Raw genomic sequence first — 18,759 nt, 5'->3', positions numbered from 1 at the left:
CGTGTCACGTGCTGTTGTCCTCGGGCCGCCACTCTCCGCTCACACCGTCGCGTCGCTCCACCACCAGTTCTTCGGAGTTCAAGGTCACTTCGCGAACCACCTGCTGCACCGACTCTCTCGTCGTGACATGCACCTCTTCTTTCAACATCAACTGCATTTTTACGACTGGCACCGTCTCGAACACGGGGATCACGAGCGTGTCGCCTTCCTGACGCGGCGGGTAGCGTTGATCCACCGCGCGATTGATGCTCACGCGTCGAACTTCGACGCGCTGCTCGCGCAGTTCGACGGAAAGCGGCTGCGCTTTTTGATGAGTGATCTTGCGCGCTCGCACTCTGCCGGTTTCTATCTCTTCTATACCGACCTCGAGCTGCTCCTGCACAGCCGACACGCGATGTTCGTCCGGCTTGCCGGGCTGGCCGACGGGTTCGGATTCTCCTGGCTCGGGATTCGCCGATTCAACGGGGTTCATGGTTGTCTTCCATAAATGCGGTCACTCGAATGAAAGCGGACGCGCAAGGTGAACCTCAGGCGACAACCAGCAGTTGGCTGCGTATCTGTAGGAGACCCCCGGCGTCTGCGGCGATCTGTCGGCGCCCTGGCGCCGCCACCTGGTCGCGCAAGCCGCATGCCGCCGGAACGCGAGCGCGTGGGCCGCAAACCCCGGCACATTGCTGCCCGTTGATCACATCAATCAAATTTTTGAGCGATTTGCGCAAACCGACCCGACAAAGTACACTTGTTCATGATCGTTTCAATCAAATCAGTGACCGATTCAATCAAGGTCCGATCAGACATGGAGACTGGCATGGCCCAAATACATATCAAGCGCGGCATTGAACGCGTACCCGGCGGCATGATGATCGTCCCGCTGCTGTTAGGCGCGCTCGTGGCAACCTTCCTGCCCGGCATGCCGAAGTTCTTCGGCTCTTTCACCAATGCGCTGTTCACCGGGGCGCTGCCGATCCTTGCCGTGTTCTACGTCTGCATGGGCGCAAGCATCGACGTCAAGGCAACGCCGTATCTTCTGAAAAAGGGCGGCGCGTTGTTCGCCACCAAGGTGGGCGCGGCCATTGTGGTGGGCGTCATACTCGGACACTTCCTCGGGGAGCAGCCGATTTCGTCGGGACTCTTTGCCGGCCTGTCGACCCTCGCTGTCGTGGCGGCAATGAACGACACCAACGGCGGGCTGTACATGGCGTTGATGGGCCAGTACGGCCGCTCGGAAGATGTCGGCGCCTACACCATCATGTCGCTCGAATCGGGCCCGTTCCTGACCATGGTCACGCTGGGCGTCGCTGGTCTGTCCGCCTTTCCGTGGCCCACGCTGGTCGGCAGCATTTTGCCGCTGGTGTTCGGCATGCTGCTCGGCAACCTGGACCGCGAAATGCGCGCGTTCCTCGGCAAAGCCGTACCGGTGATGATTCCGTTCTTCGCGCTGGCGCTCGGCGCGAGTCTCGATCTGCACAAGGTGTGGCAGGCCGGCATTCTCGGCATCGGACTCGGTATCGCCGTCGTGATCGTGACCGGCATTCCCCTTTATTTCGCCGACCGCCTGACGGGCGGCACCGGAGTGGCGGGCGCCGCCGCAGCGAATACCGCAGGCAATGCAGCCGCCGTGCCGGCATTGATCGCCGCGGCGAACCCGGTCTACGCGGAAGCGGCGAAAAGCGCGACGCTGCTCGTCGCCTCCTGCGTGGTGGTCACCGCGATCCTCTCGCCGCTGCTCACGGCAGCGGTCGCCAAACGCGTGCAGGTACGCCGCGAAGCAGCGGAACTGGCGCGATGAGCATGCTGATCATCGCCGACGATCTGTCGGGCGCCGCAGACTGCGCGATCGGTTTCGCGAGCGCCGGACACCGCACGGTCGTCACGCTCGAGGTACCAGCACATGGGCTCGACGAACCGACGGCCGACGTGATTGCCGCCGACACCGACACTCGCCGTCTCGCACCCGCCGATGCCGCTCAGCGCACTGCCGCGGCCTGGCAAGCCTTGCGTGCGCCGGGCCGGCGTCTGTACAAGAAAATCGACTCCACGTTGCGCGGCAACTGGGCTGCCGAAGTCGCTGCCCTGCAGCCGCTCGCCGGTCTTGCGATCGTCGCCCCTGCGTTCCCGGCGACCGGCCGCACGCTGCGCAGCGGCCGCGTGTTCGTGCAGGGTGAACCGCTGGAAGCGACCGATACGTGGAAGCTCGAAAACGCGGGCCGCTCAGCCGACCTTCATGCGATGCTCGCGCAAGCCGGCCTCTCCACTGCGCAGCTCGACGTCGATGCGTTGCGCGAAGGCGGCGACGCGCTCATCGCACGGATTGCGGCGGTGGCAGGTAGCGGCACGCAGGCGCTGGTAGTCGATGCCGAGACAGGGCACGACCTGCTGACGCTCGCGCAGGCCACCACGCAGATGGACGAGGACTTGTTCTGGGTCGGCTCTGGCGGCCTCGCGCGCGAGATCGCGAGCCTTGAAGGCTTATTCGGAGCGGGTGCTAGCAAAGCGCGCGCCCCGCAAAAAGCCAGTTACCCCTCGCAGCCCCGGCACGACCAGGCGCCCGTGCTGGTGCTGGTCGGCAGTCTGTCGGCGGTGTCGGAGCGGCAGTGCGCAATGCTGCGCGAGCGCGCGGGCATGGCGGAACTGACCGTGCCACCCGCCGTGCTGCGAGAGCGCGAGCATCATGCGGACTGGCCGGCATGGCAGGCGCGCATCGGCGCGGCGCTCGGCACACGCGCGGATCTGCTGCTGCGCATTGGCCGTGACAACGCATTCGACGCGGCCGAAGGCGCAATGTTGTCGGCGGCGCTTGCGGCGCTCGTCAAGCCGCACTTCGCGACGCTCGGCGGTCTGATTGCCACGGGCGGCGAAACCGCGCGTGCAATGCTGAGCACCGTCGGCATCCGCAGCGTCGAACTGATCGCGGAAATTGAAGCGGGCGTGGCCGTCGGCAAGCCCGTCGAAGCGAACGCCGCGCAGACGCATTTGCGTATCGTCACGAAGGCAGGCGCCTTCGGCACCGATCACGCGCTCTTCGCCGCATGGCGTTATCTGCATGAAACGCCGGCAGCGTTATCCGGAACAACCGGCTTACACGATCGAGCCTGATCGCCGCGTCGGCGCGATCAGGTGGGCAGCACAGCCAGACACAAAGGACCACGCAAAACATCATGAGCAACTACCTCCCCGTAATCGGCATCACGATGGGCGACGCAGCGGGCGTCGGCCCGGAGATCGTCGTCAAGAGCCTCGCGCACGACATCGTCTACCAGCAGTGTCGTCCGCTGGTGATCGGCGATGCGCGCCGGCTTGAACGCGCGAATCAGATCGTGGGCGGCGCGGCGAAGATCCGCCGCATCAAGACAGCGGCCGAAGCGCGCTACGAGCCGGGCACGATCGACTGCATCGACCTCGACCTGATTCCCGACGATCTGCCGTTCGGCCAGTTGTCGGCAGTCGCGGGCGACGCCGCTTATCAGTTCATCGCGCGCGCCGTCGAACTCGCCGAGGCGAAGCAGATCGACGCGATCTGCACCGCGCCGCTGAACAAGGAAGCGCTGCACGCGGGCGGCCACAAGTTTCCCGGCCACACGGAAATGCTTGCGTACCTGACGGGCGTCGACGAAGTGTCGATGATGCTGGTCGCGCCGCAACTACGCGTGATTCATGTGACCACGCACATCGGCATCATCGACGCGATCCGCAAGATCGAGCCGGGGCTGGTCCAGCGCACGATCGAGCGCGGCAACGCGACGCTGGTGAAGGCCGGCATTGCGAAGCCGCGCATCGGCGTGTGCGGCATCAATCCGCACGCCGGCGAAAACGGCCTGTTCGGCTACGGCGAGGAAGAAGAGAAGATCGTTCCGGCGGTGAAGGTGCTGCAGGAGCGCGGACTGGACGTAACCGGCCCGCTGCCTGCCGACACGCTGTTTTTCCGCGCGGGCCGCGGCGACTTCGACCTCGTGGTCGCGATGTATCACGACCAGGGCCACGGTCCTGTGAAGGTGCTCGGTCTCGAAGCTGGTGTGAATGTGACCGTGGGCCTCGAAGTGATCCGCACGTCCGTCGATCACGGCACTGCATTCGACATCGCCGGCAAAGGCATTGCCGACGAGCGCAGCCTGCTCGAGGCACTGCGCCAGGGCGCCGAACTCGCCACGCGGCGCGGCTGAACGCGCGCGATGAACGCGACGGGTGGCGCGCGGGCCGTGGTGTAACATCGGCAGCCTCTTTATTGCAGATGACAGCCATGAAAGCGTCCGAGCGCCATCGCGCGATTCTCGATCTCGTTCTGACCGGCGACGCCAACGTCGAACAACTCAGCGCCGCGCTCGGCGTCTCCGAGGCAACGGTGCGGCGCGACCTCACCACGCTCGCGAACCAGCGTCGTCTGGTACGCACTTATGGCGGCGCGACCGCACTGATCGGCTCGCATGAACCGGAGGCGTCGCTCGAAGAACGCAAGGCCACGCAGCGCGAACAGAAGGAAGCCATTGCGCGCGCGGCTGCCGCGCACGTCCACGACGGCGATACGGTGCTGCTCGACGGCGGCACGACCTGCGCCGCGCTCGCGCGGCATCTCGGCTCGCGGGTCGATCTACATGTGGTCACCAACAACCTGCTTGCGGTGATGACGCTTGCGAACGCGCCGGGCGTGCACTTGACGTTGATCGGCGGCGACCTGCGCAATTCGAGCATGAGCACACTCGGGCCGCTCGCCGAACTCGCGCTGAGCCGTCTGAGCGTGGACAAGGCGTTCCTCGGCGCCGACGGCGTTGTAGCCGAGTTCGGGCTGTGCGAGGCGAGCGCGCAGCAGGCTTATCTGAAAGACTGCATCATCCGGCGCGCGGCGCAAGTCATCGTACTGGCCGACGCCGACAAGCTCGGCCGCTCGCGGCAGCAGCACTGGACGCCGCTCGAGCGCGACTGGCGGCTCATCACGTCGAGCGTCGCGGATGAGGCGCGCCTCGCTCCTTTCCGGGCGTTGGAACGCGTCGTCGTCGAGACTGCGGACCTCGACAACGCGCCACTTACAGCGACGCCCCGCGACACAGCGGCTCGCGGTACCAGTGCGGCATCGGATTGATGCAGGTGTGATCGGGCACGGCACGGGCCGCTAGCCGGTCTTGCAACGTGCTGGCGGCCTGACGGCCATCGCGCCCGCACATGGTCAACGCAAGCGAGTTGCTTCGGCGGCCCACGCCTCGGCGTCGGCGCCGGCCGGAATACGCATCGGCGAAGACGGATCAGTCGCCGCGCGCCACACCGCCTCGGCAACGTCCTGCGGGTGGGTGATCGGCGAGGCCGTATCCGCGAAGCTCGTCAGCACCTGGTTGACGAGATCGGCATACGCCTCGTGCTCGAGACCGTGCCTCTGCGCATTCTCGCGAAAACGGCTTTCAGGCGAACGGCCCGGCAGCACGAGACAAAGCCGCACGCCGAACGGCGCCAACTCTGCGGCTGTCGATTCCGTATACGCATTCACCGCCGCCTTGCTCGCGCTGTACGCGGCAATCAGGGGCAAAGCCTTCAGGGTCACGCTCGACGTGACGTTCACGACCACGCCGGCCCCGCGCTGACGGAACTGCGGCAACACCGCCTGCGTCACCGCGATCGTGCCGAACGTGTTGGTCTCGAAGACCTCGCGCACCGCGGCGAGAGGGGTCAACTCGGACGGGGCGGCGAGGCCAAAGCCCGCATTGTTGACGAGGACGTCGAGCGGCCCTACATCCTCGAGGGCGCGGCGGATGCTTTCGCTATCCGTGACGTCGAGGGCCAGCACGCGCAGGCGGGGCGACGGCGGCAGTACGTCCGCGCGCGGTGTGCGCATCGTCGCGACGACATTCCAGTCACGGGCGAGAAAATAGCGGGCGATCTCGAGGCCAAAGCCGGAAGAACAGCCGGTGATCAGTATGGTCGGCATGAAAACTCCTGTTGGGGTGGTTTGTACATGCCGCTACGATAGATGGCAGCGCCCGCACTGACTACAATCAGCAATCCAGATTTCATTTGCAGGAGTCCGGCAATGATCGATCCATTGGCCGAGGTCGTCACGCTGCTGCAGCCGAGCGCGCGCTATTCCAAACTCGTGCTCGGCGCGAGCCCGTGGCGCATCCGCCGCTCGGATACCGGCCAGCCGCTTTACTGCGTGGTGCTGGACGGCGGCTGCCGCATCACCATCGACGCTCACAATCCGTTCGAGCTGCGCTCGGGCGACTTCCTGCTGGTTCCCGCAGCGCACGACGTCTGCATATCGAGCCTCGCGCCGCCGCCAGGTAGCGAGACGTCGACGCCCGTAGCGCTCGGCAACGGCGAATTCCAGATCGGCGCCTCGAACAACCTGATCGACTCGCGCATGATGGCGGGGCACTGCAGCTTCGGTTCGCCGGACGCCGCGCTGCTCGTATCGCTGCTGCCGCAGTTCGTGCATGTCCGCGGCGAGCCGCGGCTCATCACGCTCGTCGGCCTCGTACGGGAAGAATGGCGCGAAGAGCGGCCCGCGCGCGAGGTCGTGCTGTCGCGACTGCTGGAAGTGCTGCTGATCGAGGCACTGAGGTCCGCGGCCGGGACGAACGCGTCGCCGGGGCTCGTGCGCGGCCTGGCCGATAGCCGCCTTGCGGCAGCGATCCGCGTCATGCACGAACGGCCGATGCACGCGTGGACGGTCCCTGAGCTCGCGAAGCAAGCGGCGCTTTCACGCTCGACGTTTTTCGAACGTTTCAGCCGCGCGGTTGGCGTGGCGCCAATGGCATATCTGCTCACCTGGCGCATGGCACTTGCAAAAGATCTGCTGCGTCGCAACCAGGGCCGCGTCGCCGAGATTGCAGAGCGCGTCGGCTACAGTTCCGCCAGCACCTTCAGCGTCGCGTTCACGCGGCATGTGGGAAGGCCGCCCACGCAGTATGCGCGTGACGAGCAGGCGAACGCGGCCGGTGCGTAGCATGCTGTTCGGGTCGACCAGGCCGGGTTTGGCGCTCCAGGCGCGAGCGCGGCGAGCGGCGTGGCGAGCGTCGCCGTCAGCAACATATAAGCGGTTTTGCGCACGAGCGTGCGATTGAACCGAAGGTGTTGGCGCAAATCGTGGACATGCTGCATTCGTGGCAGTGCCGCGAGAAGAGATCGCTCAGTCCGGGTATCCGGTGACGACACCGGCATTCCCGCGACGATCACCTGCGCGATGTGCGAGGCGATGTCCGGCGTCAGAAAATACCGCTGAACGAAACCGCAATCGCGAGGCCGATACTCACCGCGGACAGCATGATCCAGCAGAAAAACACCGTCAGAGGTCCGAGAGGAATCATGATGCCCTCCACTAACGACCCCAGCGATCCTGGACTCAATACATTGATCCCGAAGCCATGATCAAATGGTAGGCGCGCAAGCTCCACTCCGGTAGACACGCGTCGAAACACTCAATGTTGCCGCGCAGGCACCAATGGCTGTGACAACCGAAACACGCCATCAGCATGACGGCTGATGCGAGCGCGCGAATCGTCCCGGGCAGCTGATCGCGTCATTTCTGGCGCTAATGAGGTAGCCTCACGCCTGACGCCCGGTTTCCAGGTGGCCCGCATTGAATTCGCCGAGACAGGGTTGATTGAGCGCCCGAATCTCGTCCGTCATGAAATCGACGAACACACGAATGCGTGACGGCAGGTTCTGTCGGCACAGATAGCAAAGGTAATGACCTCGATCGTCCGGCACATGGCGCCTCAGTGCCGCAACGAGTTCATTGCGGGCGATGTAATCGCATATCTGATACCCAGGCATCTGCGAAATTCCACGGCCCTCCAGCACCGCTTGCAATACCAGTTCCGGGTCGTTGAAAGTCAATCGGGCGTTCGGCAGGTACTTTCGCGCGTGACCATCGACCTTGAAGTCCCACTCGGCGACGCGGCCGTTGAACCTCAGGTTGATACAGTCGTGCTGTGCGAGTTCTTCGAGCGTTGCCGGCAGTCCCCGCTCCTCTACATAGGCGGGTGATGCACAGAGTACCCTCTGCATTGGGATCAACTGCTTTGCAATGATGCTGGAGTCCTCGATCAGCCCGTCGCGAAAGGCCACATCGATCCGTTCCGCAGCGAAATCGACGGGTCGGTCTTCCAGAAGCAATTCGACGGAGATGTCCGGATAGACCTCGGAGAACTTGAACAGCAGCGGGCCCACCACCTTGCGACCGAACCCCACCGTCGAACGGACCCGAAGGAAACCGCGAGGCGGGCCCTGGCGCAGATCGAGCATGTCGTTCATTGCCTCGACAAGATGGCTCACGCCCTGATTGCAGTTCTCGAAGAACCGCTCGCCTTCCTGCGTCAGGTTGGTTGTTCTGGTCGTTCGAAGAAAGAGGCGAGTGCTTAACTGTGTTTCGAGCTTCTGCACATTACGGCAGACAGCCGAACGTCCAACGCCCAGACGTTCACCAGCCTTGGCGAAGCTGCCTTCCGTGGCCACCGCGATGAAAACAATGATCCCCGCGTAGCTCGTCGCGAAACCGGTGGATAAAACGTCGGCATGGTCTGGCAGGCCGGAGCGAATGCCTCGTTGCGGTGTCTCTGTTTGATCCACTGCTGCCCCCCGACTATCGACACATGAAGGCGTGAGTCGCCCGGCCGCCAGCATGCATTCCGGCGCAGGCAACGACTGTCGCTGGCGTTGCCCACCGGCGATTGACGGCGCCTCGGTCACGCGCGTCACTGCCTTGAATGCAATAGTCCTGAACGTTTGATGCACAGTACGATTAGCGGACGCTTGCACCGCAATGCCGCTGATCTGCTGACATACATGGGCTTTCGTCCGATCATTTGGATCGGTACTTCATTGGTGCTTGACGGGAAACACCATGTCTCCCGTTCGGGTTATAGCACGTGCCTCCGCCCTAATCTACCATGGGGGCGTCGCCCGGTAGTTGCGCCGGAAGTTGCGCCGGTAGCTGGCGCTAGTGGGCGTACAAACCCACCGTTGCCACTGTTCATACGATCGTTCGTTCCACGGAATTATCCGGCTATCGGCGACGCGATTCGCGAGGCCAGGCACAGGTGCCTTTGGCCAGAAGCTTCCCTCAATTAGTGGCCGATAGACGGAACGTACGTTACCGGATATCGAGAATACATATGGACGACAAAGACCTCCAGCCTCCCCCGCTTTCCCTCCTCGATAGATATCGCGGCCGGGACTTTCATGCGCTTTACACAACCACAGTCACTGTTTCCGGTGGACAAACGGGACATGGCCGCGCGTCGGGCGTGGCCCGCTCAGACGACGGAAATCTCTCCGTGGAACTGCGCCTGCCCAAAGAGTTCGGCGGACCTGGTAACGGGACCAACCCGGAGCAGTTGTTCGCGGCAGGTTTTGCGGCGTGCTTTCATGGAGCGCTGAACCTGCTCGCAAAACGCGCCGCCATGGAGATCGATGAAACCGTCGTGGAGGTACAGGTGTCGTTTGGCCGCGATCCCATGGATGGAGGCTATGCACTAGTCATCGATCTGCGAGTGCGGATGCCAGGAGTGGACCGGTCCGTGGCCGAAGAGATGGTTCGAACTGCCGAGCGCTTGTGCCCTTATGCAAAGATGGCAAGACAAGGAACCGTCAACATCGTGACGGTTGTCGATTGATCCAAGACCGTCCGGTGCGGCCGCAGCGTGTGATTGTCTTTTCATCACGTCCGCTGCCGCCGCATGTGACTGCCGAGCGCCGCGGCATTAGCGTGCTTATTTCTCCGGAACAAGGACAGGCGCGCCCTTGTCCTTCAGTAGAAGCACGACGAACTTCGCGGGTTGGGTCTGGCTTGCATTCCGCCCAACCGTGTGCACGTCGTTCGGACCTTCATAGAAGGTTTGCCCGGCCGTCAGCGTCACTTCCTTGCCGCCCTTCACCTGCATCACGATTGACCCCTCGAGCACGTAGACGAACGCATGGGCATGATGCCGATGCACGGGATCGACGGAACCCGGCGGATAAGTCACGCTTATCATCAACGCTTCCTTGCCGGGATAGTCGTCGAGCGGCTTGGTCATCAACGGGGTCACAATGGCTTCCGGCGCTGCCGCGTACGCCGCGCCCGTCAAGGCATGCGCAACGACGAGCGTGGCGATCACGGTAGTTTTCAGTCGAAACATGATGTGCCTCCAATAACGCGGCCCGCATGCGCGGGACGTAGCTCGAAGAAGAACAGCGCAACTCGACGGCTCAGGCGAGATTCGCCTTGTCGAGGCCAAATGCCTTGTCGGCTGAACCGGGCACCGTGCGGAATGCAACGTTCGCGCGGTTCCAGGCGTTGATAGCCATGACCTCATATGTGAGATCGGACAGTTCTTTTTCGGAAAACTGAGTACGCACGCTTTCGTAGATGTCGTCGGGCACGCCGTGCCCGCCGAGCTTCGTCAACGCTTCCGTCCATGCGAGTGCTGCACGCTCGCGCGACGCGAACAGCGTTGACTCGCGCCAGATCGCGATGTGATGCAGACGCAACTCCCGCTCCCCGTGTATGCGGGCTTCCTTGACATGCATGTCGACACAGAAGGCACAGCCGTTGATTTGCGACGCCCGGATCGACACGAGGTCGCGAATCGATTCTTCAACTGCGCTCTCCTTCAGTTGATTGCTGAGTTCGAGCAGTTTCTTGAACAGTTCGGGCGACTGCCGGATGTAATTGATACGCTGAGTCATTGACTTCTCCTGATGAACGCTTGAATTTGCGCGGCACGAAGTCATGGTAGGCGGACGCCGTTTGGTGCGGTAGACCTACAAAAGGGACCACGGTGTTGTCCTTAAGGCACCAATTAAACTAAACGCGCGTTGCGACTAGCACAATCGCTGGAAGTCTGCGTAGAACACTTCAATGTGGACTGAAAGGCAATAACCGGCGCCTCATGGAAATGCCACGATCGCCACGCGTTCGACCGAAGGCGATACGCGCCGGAATGCCGGAGCGGGAGCTGGCGCCCGGCAAGCAATGGCCGATTTCGTTGATGCCTTTGCCGAAAGCGCGGAGACGTGACACTCACGGTGAAATAGCGCTGCGGTATGCTCTTTCTCATGAAGAAACTCATACTCTGCGCAACAGGCGCCGTGACTTCGATGCTGCCCCTGAGACTGCGGCACGTCATGGCGAAGTCACTCCTCGAGGACAGCGCGCTGGCGAAGGAGTATGGCTATCTTTACCTCTCCAGCCTGTCGCACAAGCTGAACGTCGTGCGTTTTTCGGCTGAGGGTCAATACGGCACGATGGTTAGTAGCTCCAACGACCTGAGCATTCTGCGGAAATATGCCGAGACCGGACGCTGGGCGCCAGAGCTGGCAGAGAAGCTGACAACGTTCTTCGGCGATTCGGGGGGAACGTACCTCGACATCGGCGCGAATATTGGCATGACGACCATTCCCATTGCGCAGCACAACGAGCGAGTGAAGTGCTACGCGTTCGAGCCGGAACCGACCAATTATCGAAACCTGCTGCGCAACATTGCTGAAAACTGTCCGTCACGCAATATAGAGACCTTCCAGCTCGCGCTCCACGAGCGCGAGGAAGTATTGCCTTTTGAAATTGCCGACGGCAATCTGGGTGACCATCGCCTTCACATTGAAACCCGTCTTCCGGCAAAGCAGAACGAAATGGGGCGCAAGATTATTGAAGTGCGCTGCATGAGGCTGGACGACGTGCCAATGCAACTGACTGGGCCCGTGTTTGCGAAAATCGACACGCAAGGCGCCGAGCCCTACGTCATCGCGGGTGGCCGCAATACGCTCGCGAGAGCCGATGCCATTCTGATCGAATGGTCGCCCTATCATATGGCGCGGCTCGGCGGCGATCCCAACGTCGTGCTGCAGTTTCTCGAAGCGCACTTCACCCACGGGCGGGTTGAAGAAACCGACGCGAATGCCGGAAGGCAAGCCGTCACGGAGTCAATCACCGAAATCACGGCGCGCTTGCGCGGCACAATCACGCAGTGGCGTGACAACCCACAGAAATACGTGGATATCTTCGCCACAAGGACGCCGGCGCGCGCGGAGTAAGAGGACGGAGATTGCTGCCAACAGTGCTGGCGCTCATAGAGCGAGGTCGAGTCAGTCGCACCGCGGTCCCCAAGCGCTGCAAATAAAGGCGGACTTACTCGGCCACCGGTTTTTCGACCGCGTTCGCGTGCCCACCGACCGCCTCGAGGAACTGCCCGTAATGCCGGCAGCAGGCTTTCCAGCCGAACTCGTCGAGCGCCTTGCGATGACTCGCATTGTTGGCAAACGTCTCCCACGACCTGTTGACCGTTCGCAGGAGTTCGGGGAGTTCGCTGACGTCATTGAAAAGAATCACGTTGTTGAACTTTCTTGCTGCCCACCTCATGAAGGGTGTCGAGCGGGCGATCAACACCGGAACCAATCCAATAGCCTCGAAGAACGCGCCGCTCACCAGCATGGAGTCGGCCGCGTGCGGGAGAATCAGCACGTCGCTGTCCGCAATGCTTTGTGCAAACTCGGCGTCGGTGAGGAAGCGGGACTCGAGGAGCACTGCTTCTCGCAGCGATCTTCTAGCAATGATTTCGTTTAGCGTGGCCAGGTAAGCGTCCGTGCCGTGTCCGGCGATACGCAATTTACAGTCGGTCGGCCAGAGATCGAGTACCGCATCGATCTGCTTATATGGACGAATCACGCCGAGCATCGTGTAAAGCGGCGTAGGCCGTTGCGCCTTTGCATGGTGTGGCGGATGGCCTGGCGAATCCCAGTACAACGGATGAGGCAAGTACTGCGCACGGAACGGCGCCTGAAAATCCGGCGCATGTACGACGCGAGAATCCGCGATACGGCGCACGAACGCGATGATGCGCACCGACAGGCGCCGGTTGAACCCCACGGTGTCGTGCACAGCCTGGTCGTGGACGAAGTACACCGTTTTGGCGCGCGCAAGCAGAATCAGCGCGCAATAGAAGGCGAAAATCAAACACCCCAACACACTCAGACGGGCGGTGCCTTTCTGCCGGCTAAATGGCCGGTATTCGAGCCAGTGGAACACGAGTACATTCTCTGGCCGGAACAGGTCGGCAAAGCCGCCTTTCAGCAAGCCCTTGATCGATAGTGGCGCGACATCGTAGCCGACGGACCTGTACAGATCTTTTTGAATCTCTATATAGCGGTTGGTAGGATTAGTAAAAGGACACATCAGCACCCGCGGACGCAGCCCGTTCTCTTCTTTATTTCCCGGCACAGCACGGGCCTCTTTAATAATCTGCGACACTCGACAATCTCCGGTCAAACAGCACCACCGCAAACAACAAGCCAAAGCATTATCACAACATCGCGGATCCCGCAGTGATAACCCCTTTGCGCATATCTAATGATGTGAAACATCATTCTTCAGTCCAGCTTAGCATGCGGGAAACCACGAGGTATGGCCGAAATCACCTGAAAATGCGCCAATATCGGCCGGACGCAACCTCGCATGTGTCCGAAAGTGCTGACCGTGGACTGGCCCCACGAGAAACGCCAAGGACACAACGACGAGTCACAAGCAAAGGCACCGACAAAGTGGAAAAAATGACGCGCCGTTCTTGGGGTCAAAGTGGAAAAGTTACGGGTCGTACAGTCCCCATACCATAAGGAGATAGTGGAATTCCTTCGGCGTTCCTGAGCGCATCGGAAACAATCTTGCTTTCTGGCGGAGGACAACTACTTTCCGTTTTGGCAAATTCGCATTCCGGGTAAGATCTACCCCGTTCACATCAGGAACGCGCAATATTTACGCAGTCGAGCGTCTTTCCTCAGATGAAACCTTGCGAGGCTGGCTCAGGCGAGCGGGTCCTGGCAACGAAGTGAGTTAAATCCACTGCTGAATAAGCCTCGGCGCAAGCGTCGGCTCGAGCGTTGACCCGCTCGCGCGTCTTGTTGAATCGGTTTGCCCAGCCCGGCGGCATTAACCATTTCTGTAACACCCAGCTTAACGCCCGAACAGCACTCGGATTTCCTGGATCATCAGTAGTGCCAATAAAAAACAACGTTTTCTGGTTTCGCAAAAATCAATAACCCATATAAGAACCACATTTGGACTTTATTCGGGGTCTTTCTGGATAGCGGAATAACTAACAATGTTGAAAAGAAGACAATTTATTGGTGCACTGACAGCGCTGGGCGGTAGTGTGGTGTTGAGCGCATGCGGTGGCGGCGGCTCGGAAGAAGCAAGCGCGACGACTTCCTCAGGTGCTCAAAAGACCAGTGCGACTGCAAAGACCGGCTCGGCCAACGGCACGGCCATGCCGCCGGCAACGTCACTGATCGACGGCGCGGGCGCGACCTGGACCCTTTCGGGCGGCGTCGCGTATCGCAACGGTGCGAAGGCCGGCAACAACTACAACGTGGTTCTCGCGCTGTGCTTCAACGGCAACATTTATGTGCAGAACACGAGCAACCAGTTCTACCAGTGGACGGGATCGACTTGGCAGGCTTCGAGCGATCCGCGTCTTGGCACTACTTCGCCGGACGGCACCACGATGCCCTCCGCGTCCAGCATCATCGACAAGACGGGTGCCGTGTGGACGCTCACGAATGGTGTCATCTCGCGAAACGGCGCTGTGGTTGGTAACAACTACAACGTGTCGCTGGTGCTGTGGTACGGCGGCAAGATCTATTGCCGCAATACAAGCGGACAGTTCTACGCCAACGCGGAGGTCGCGTCTCAATGGCTGCCATGCAGCGATCCGCGCACGCCTGTTGCGGCCACTACGGGCAGCTTCTTCGGAATAAACGGGCACTTTGACTATACGTACACGCCCTCGCAGGTTGTCTCGATCCTGAAGGGCCTCGGTTGCACGAGCTACCGCGTCGGTTGTTCGGGAGACGCCGCACAACTGAATGCCGTAGTCAAGCTCGCGCAGGCATTCCAGTCGGCTGGCATGACCCTGCTCGTGCTGGTCAACCTGGGCCTTCGCGACAGCAGCGGCAGACTGCTCGCAGGCGAATCCGCAGCGTACAACGCCTGTTACGGCTCGGCCTTTACGATCGCGAATACGCTCAAACCGTACGGCGTGACGTTCTATGAATGCGGCAATGAATTGACCCGCGACAGCGCAATCATTATCGATTCGACCAACGCAGGCACCAAGGCGCTCGACTTCAACAACGCGAACTGGCCAATCATGCGTGGCGCGATGCGCGGGATGATCGACGGCGTGAAGGCAGCTCAGCCCGGCGCGAAATGCGGCATTAACTTCTGCGTGGCAGATGTGGGTGCGTCAGACGCGCTGTGGGACGGCACACAGCCCGACGGCAGCGGCGGCTACCCGAAGGTGCGCTGGGACATCACGACGTGGCACAACTACGAGGTGTATGGCAACATTTTCAACATCGGTACGGACGGCGCGGGTCCCGGCATCGATCTGCCCACCTATTGCAAGGCCAGATACGGTGTGCCGTTCTTTATCACCGAATGGAATACTGGCCCGGAGCAAACGCAGACCTATCGGGCAAACTACATTACCTCGCAACTGGGTTCGTTCTATGCGGCACGTAAGACGCATAACATCCAGTCCGTCATGTACTACGTGCTCGATAGCGGCAACAACACGTATGGCATCATGACGAACGGTACGGCACTGAATCCGCCGTATGGTGCCTTCAGCAATTTCACGTCGAGCCACGCGGACACCTGATCCGGCGAGCACTCGCATTTGCCTGCAAATCTGGCCTCCCGCTGCGTTACGGCGGGAGGCCATTTTTTTGGACCGGATAAATGCCGCCTGTTTTGGGGCGCGGCTTTACGTTTGCGCGCATGGTGTCATGTGACCATGATCGAAGCGAGCAGCTCGCCCGCTTTGCGACCACATGAGCGCGGCACTCGACTCTGCGAGGCGCGCGAAGGTCCCATACACACGCGGTTCGCGCCATCGTTCTGGCCCAATAAATGTGATGGGGACTGGCTCTACAGAATAAGCCTGTTTTGGCGCACACTGCAGGCAGAAACCTAACGGAGCCTCCATGTACTTACCGGCCGATTTCACCGAAGCTCGCACAGACCAACTGCATGCGCTGATCGCGCAGCACCCGTTCGGCACACTGATTACTCACGGCGCCAGCGGCCTCGACGCGAATCACATCCCGTTCGATCTTGCATCGGACGAAGGCGAACTCGGCGTACTGCATGCGCATGTGGCGCGGAATAATCCGCTTTGGCAGGACCTTGCTAACGGCGACGAAGTACTTGTTGTCTTCCACGCGGGCGATGCCTACATTTCACCGACCTGGTATCCGAGCAAGCACGAAACGCACAGGCAGGTGCCCACATGGAATTACGTCGTGGTGCATGCGCACGGGCGTATCACGATTCGCGACGACGAGAAATATGTGCGCGGCGTAGTGGCTCGCCTCACACGCACCCATGAAGCCGCTCTACCGCAGCCGTGGAAAATGGGAGACGCGCCTCGTGAATACATCGACGCCATGCTTAAGGCGATTGTCGGCGTGGAGATCGTCATTACGCGTCTCGTTGGCAAGCGCAAGCTTGGCCAGAACAAGGACGCGCGCGATATTCAGGGCGCCGGAGAAGCGCTGAAGGCACGCGAGAACCCAATCGGCGATCAGATGCTCGCGTGCGCTGCGCAGAAGCAATGAAGAACACAACGTGACCGGTATCCTGCTAGCGCTGTTGCCACAGCATACCGGCACCTCCTGATGTTAACGTTACTGTCCCGTATAACCCAGAGGGACAGTCGAGTTATTCTTCGCCACCGTGGCGTTGTTCGACACGATGTACTGCGGCACTTCGGTCAGCGCCAGCGTGACAGCACCGTTGCTATACTGAATCGTGCTGACGTTGCCATATCCATCGATTTTTGTCACATTGCCCGACGTGCCCGCGCCATCCACTTGCAGCGTGTAGCTTGTCGAGTACGTCTGGCTGTACACGCCGCCGCTCGTCGGCCATTGCGCATTGCTATGCGTCCACGCAGCCGTCACGATCTTGCCGTTGCCGAGTTGCTGGAACGCGTAGGCAAACGTACCGGACGGCGTGCCTTTTACACGGCCAAGGGTGTTGGTGCCGTCCAGTACCCGTGTCATCGTTGCAAATGCCATCGCCTCGGGCTTCGGCGAGAGATTCGACGCACCAAACGCACCCTGTGCGTTGTTCAGATCGAAGAACGACCCGTATCCCACTTCGCCCGGATAGTCGGGACCATAGAACAGCGTAGTGACCTGTGCACCGCCACCGAGCACGATGATGTGCGCGCGCACGCCGACCGCCGCGTGAGCAAACAACTGGTTCTGCGACGGAACCGCGGGACCATAGCTGAGTCCCGGATCGTAGCTGGCACCCGCTTCCGTGAAAAACAGCTTCATGTTCGGCTTGCCTGCCTGCATCACCGAGCGCAGTTGCGTCATCTGATTGTCGAGCGCATTCGCCTGGTTCGCCGGATCGGGATCGGAGTCCTGCAATTCCGGCGGGTGCGCGGGATAGGTGCCGGCGTTCCAGTAGCCATGCGTCGACACAGCGTCGATGTAATTCCATAGACCCAGTGCGCCGAACTTCTTCAGGTAGCCCGTCGTGCAGGTATCGCAATTCGCGGCGAAAGGATTGCCGGTGCCCATCACGATCGCGTTCGGATCCGTCGAGTGAATGCCTTCATAGGCGGCCTTGTACATCGCAACGAAATTTGCGTCGCTGTCCGCCCAGCCGAGGCTCGGCTCCCACGTCACCTGATAGTAGTTCTTCTGCTGGTTCGGATAGTTCGCGGCGCGAATCAAACTCGTGTCGGTCCCGACTCTCGCCATGAAGTCCTTGAACTCGGCCATGTTGACGGGCGCGTAATAGCTGTCGTTGTACTGGCCGGTCTTCGAGTCCCATGCGGGCAGGCCGTCAAGACGCACAATGCGCAACTGATCGGGATTCGCCTTATAGAACGGATCGAGATCGTTCACACTGGGTGAGTACGTGTAGGGACCGTTAGGCTCCATCGCAGATACCTGGCGGTCGTCGATCGTCCACGAAATGCCGAGCGCGTGCAGCGCCGCGATATTGCCGTTGAAGCCCTGCATGCCGAACCGATGTTGGTCCTGATGCGCATAGGTCACCGTGCCCAGCGCCGAATTCAGATCCGGCAGCACCCCAAACGTTGCGATGCCCGTTGGCCGCGTACCACTTCGCGGCAGCGTGCCACCGGCTGAGCGCAACGTCGCGGTCAGCGCGCCGTATCCAGCCCACGTCGACTTGCACGACAGCGTGCTGGTCTGTACCCCTGAATTCACCGCGAAGCTGCCTTGTGTCTTGATCGCCCCATTCGAGTCCGCCACCGACCAGACCACCGTGTCCGCGCCCGGCGCATTCGTCGTGATGGCAATCTTGAACGCCGTGTTGTTCGGAAAGACACGCAGACCATCGGTGGTGGGCGTATCGGCGCTAATGACGCCGTTGGCGGTGCCGCCCGCGGTTTGAGTCGGCGCGCCGCAGGAAATCGCAGCGCTCGAGGTTGCTGACGGCGAAGGAGACGGTGCAGGTGCAGGAGTTGGGGTGGGCGTCGGGCTGGGTGCTGGTGCTGGTGCTGGTGCTGGTGCTGGTGCTGGTGCTGGTGCTGGTGCTGGTGCTGGTGCTGGTGCTGGTGCTGGTGCTGGTGCTGGTGCCGGTGCCGGTGCCGGTGCCGGTGCCGGTGCTGGTGCCGGTGCCGGTGCCGGTGCCGGTGCAGACGCGGCGACCGCGCGCATCCAGCACGCCTTGTCATACCCGTAGGCCGGATCCGTTTGCGACACCGCGCCCTGATAGCAGCCTACCCCATTGCTAAACGTAGCGGGACTGGTCAGCAT

At 61.4% G+C, this 18,759-nt stretch carries 16 protein-coding genes; 9 read left to right on the top strand and 7 right to left on the bottom strand.

What is annotated here, in order from left to right; all coding sequences use genetic code 11:
- Positions 1-4: 4 nt before the first annotated feature.
- Positions 5-472, bottom strand: a complete 468-nt coding sequence (locus tag F757_RS0102325) for a YsnF/AvaK domain-containing protein (RefSeq protein ID WP_027209982.1) — start codon at positions 470-472, stop codon at positions 5-7.
- A 336-nt stretch (positions 473-808) separates the two neighbouring features.
- On the opposite strand from F757_RS0102325, the gene F757_RS0102320 reads away from it, so the two are divergent.
- The 4 genes from F757_RS0102320 (at position 809) to F757_RS0102305 (ending at position 5,074) form a co-directional block, all read left to right on the top strand.
- The gene (locus F757_RS0102320; RefSeq protein WP_027209981.1) at positions 809-1,789 is read left to right on the top strand and encodes a 2-keto-3-deoxygluconate permease; all 981 of its coding nucleotides are present in this window, start codon (positions 809-811) and stop codon (positions 1,787-1,789) included.
- Positions 1,786-3,096: a four-carbon acid sugar kinase family protein gene (locus F757_RS0102315; RefSeq protein WP_027209980.1), complete on the top strand. Its 1,311-nt coding sequence runs from the start codon at positions 1,786-1,788 to the stop codon at positions 3,094-3,096. Before F757_RS0102320 ends, F757_RS0102315 begins: the two co-directional genes overlap by 4 nt.
- Positions 3,097-3,158: 62 nt before the next feature.
- Complete coding sequence (gene pdxA, locus F757_RS0102310; RefSeq protein WP_027209979.1) at positions 3,159-4,160, top strand: 4-hydroxythreonine-4-phosphate dehydrogenase PdxA; 1,002 nt, start codon at positions 3,159-3,161, stop codon at positions 4,158-4,160.
- A gap of 77 nt (positions 4,161-4,237) precedes the next feature.
- Positions 4,238-5,074 carry a DeoR/GlpR family DNA-binding transcription regulator gene (locus F757_RS0102305; protein WP_027209978.1) on the top strand — a complete coding sequence of 279 codons (837 nt, stop codon included), beginning with the start codon at positions 4,238-4,240 and terminating at the stop codon, positions 5,072-5,074.
- 84 nt (positions 5,075-5,158) lie between these two features.
- Here the strand turns inward: F757_RS0102305 and F757_RS0102300 are convergent, their stop codons facing one another.
- Positions 5,159-5,911 carry an SDR family oxidoreductase gene (locus tag F757_RS0102300; RefSeq protein ID WP_027209977.1) on the bottom strand — a complete coding sequence of 251 codons (753 nt, stop codon included), beginning with the start codon at positions 5,909-5,911 and terminating at the stop codon, positions 5,159-5,161.
- A gap of 102 nt (positions 5,912-6,013) precedes the next feature.
- Between F757_RS0102300 and F757_RS0102295 the strand changes: the two genes are divergently transcribed.
- On the top strand, positions 6,014-6,928 hold the full coding sequence (locus F757_RS0102295) for an AraC family transcriptional regulator (protein ID WP_027209976.1): 915 nt from the start codon (positions 6,014-6,016) through the stop codon (positions 6,926-6,928).
- A 599-nt stretch (positions 6,929-7,527) separates the two neighbouring features.
- On the opposite strand, the gene F757_RS0102285 is transcribed toward F757_RS0102295, so the two are convergent.
- Positions 7,528-8,553: a LysR family transcriptional regulator gene (locus F757_RS0102285; RefSeq protein ID WP_027209975.1), complete on the bottom strand. Its 1,026-nt coding sequence runs from the start codon at positions 8,551-8,553 to the stop codon at positions 7,528-7,530.
- 545 nt (positions 8,554-9,098) lie between these two features.
- Between F757_RS0102285 and F757_RS0102280 the strand changes: the two genes are divergently transcribed.
- The gene (locus tag F757_RS0102280) at positions 9,099-9,599 is read left to right on the top strand and encodes an Ohr family peroxiredoxin (protein ID WP_027209974.1); all 501 of its coding nucleotides are present in this window, start codon (positions 9,099-9,101) and stop codon (positions 9,597-9,599) included.
- A 96-nt stretch (positions 9,600-9,695) separates the two neighbouring features.
- Here F757_RS0102280 and F757_RS0102275 read toward each other — a convergent pair whose 3' ends face one another.
- Together F757_RS0102275 and F757_RS0102270 are read right to left on the bottom strand one after the other, a co-directional pair.
- On the bottom strand, positions 9,696-10,103 hold the full coding sequence (locus F757_RS0102275) for a cupin domain-containing protein (RefSeq protein WP_027209973.1): 408 nt from the start codon (positions 10,101-10,103) through the stop codon (positions 9,696-9,698).
- Between the two features lie 70 nt (positions 10,104-10,173).
- A complete protein-coding gene (locus F757_RS0102270; protein ID WP_027209972.1) occupies positions 10,174-10,653 on the bottom strand; it encodes a carboxymuconolactone decarboxylase family protein in 480 nt (159 codons plus the stop codon).
- A gap of 369 nt (positions 10,654-11,022) precedes the next feature.
- On the opposite strand from F757_RS0102270, the gene F757_RS0102265 reads away from it, so the two are divergent.
- Complete coding sequence (locus tag F757_RS0102265; RefSeq protein WP_232221332.1) at positions 11,023-11,997, top strand: FkbM family methyltransferase; 975 nt, start codon at positions 11,023-11,025, stop codon at positions 11,995-11,997.
- A gap of 94 nt (positions 11,998-12,091) precedes the next feature.
- On the opposite strand, the gene F757_RS0102260 is transcribed toward F757_RS0102265, so the two are convergent.
- Positions 12,092-13,243 carry a hypothetical protein gene (locus F757_RS0102260; protein ID WP_232221331.1) on the bottom strand — a complete coding sequence of 384 codons (1,152 nt, stop codon included), beginning with the start codon at positions 13,241-13,243 and terminating at the stop codon, positions 12,092-12,094.
- 814 nt (positions 13,244-14,057) lie between these two features.
- Between F757_RS0102260 and F757_RS0102255 the strand changes: the two genes are divergently transcribed.
- Positions 14,058-15,617 (top strand): hypothetical protein, encoded by a 1,560-nt coding sequence (locus tag F757_RS0102255; RefSeq protein ID WP_027209969.1) that lies wholly within the window; start codon positions 14,058-14,060, stop codon positions 15,615-15,617.
- 325 nt (positions 15,618-15,942) lie between these two features.
- Positions 15,943-16,575, top strand: coding sequence for an FMN-binding negative transcriptional regulator (locus tag F757_RS0102250; RefSeq protein ID WP_027209968.1), 633 nt, complete (start codon positions 15,943-15,945; stop codon positions 16,573-16,575).
- 69 nt (positions 16,576-16,644) lie between these two features.
- Here the strand turns inward: F757_RS0102250 and F757_RS32850 are convergent.
- Positions 16,645-18,759 (bottom strand): hypothetical protein (locus F757_RS32850; protein ID WP_027209967.1); only part of this gene is annotated, 2,115 nt, incomplete at its 5' end.

This window comes from Burkholderia sp. WSM2232, assembly GCF_000472545.1.
Taxonomy (GTDB): Bacteria; Pseudomonadota; Gammaproteobacteria; order Burkholderiales; family Burkholderiaceae; genus Paraburkholderia.
Note: the sequence above shows the minus strand (reverse complement) of the source record. Positions and strands in the feature narration are given on the sequence as shown.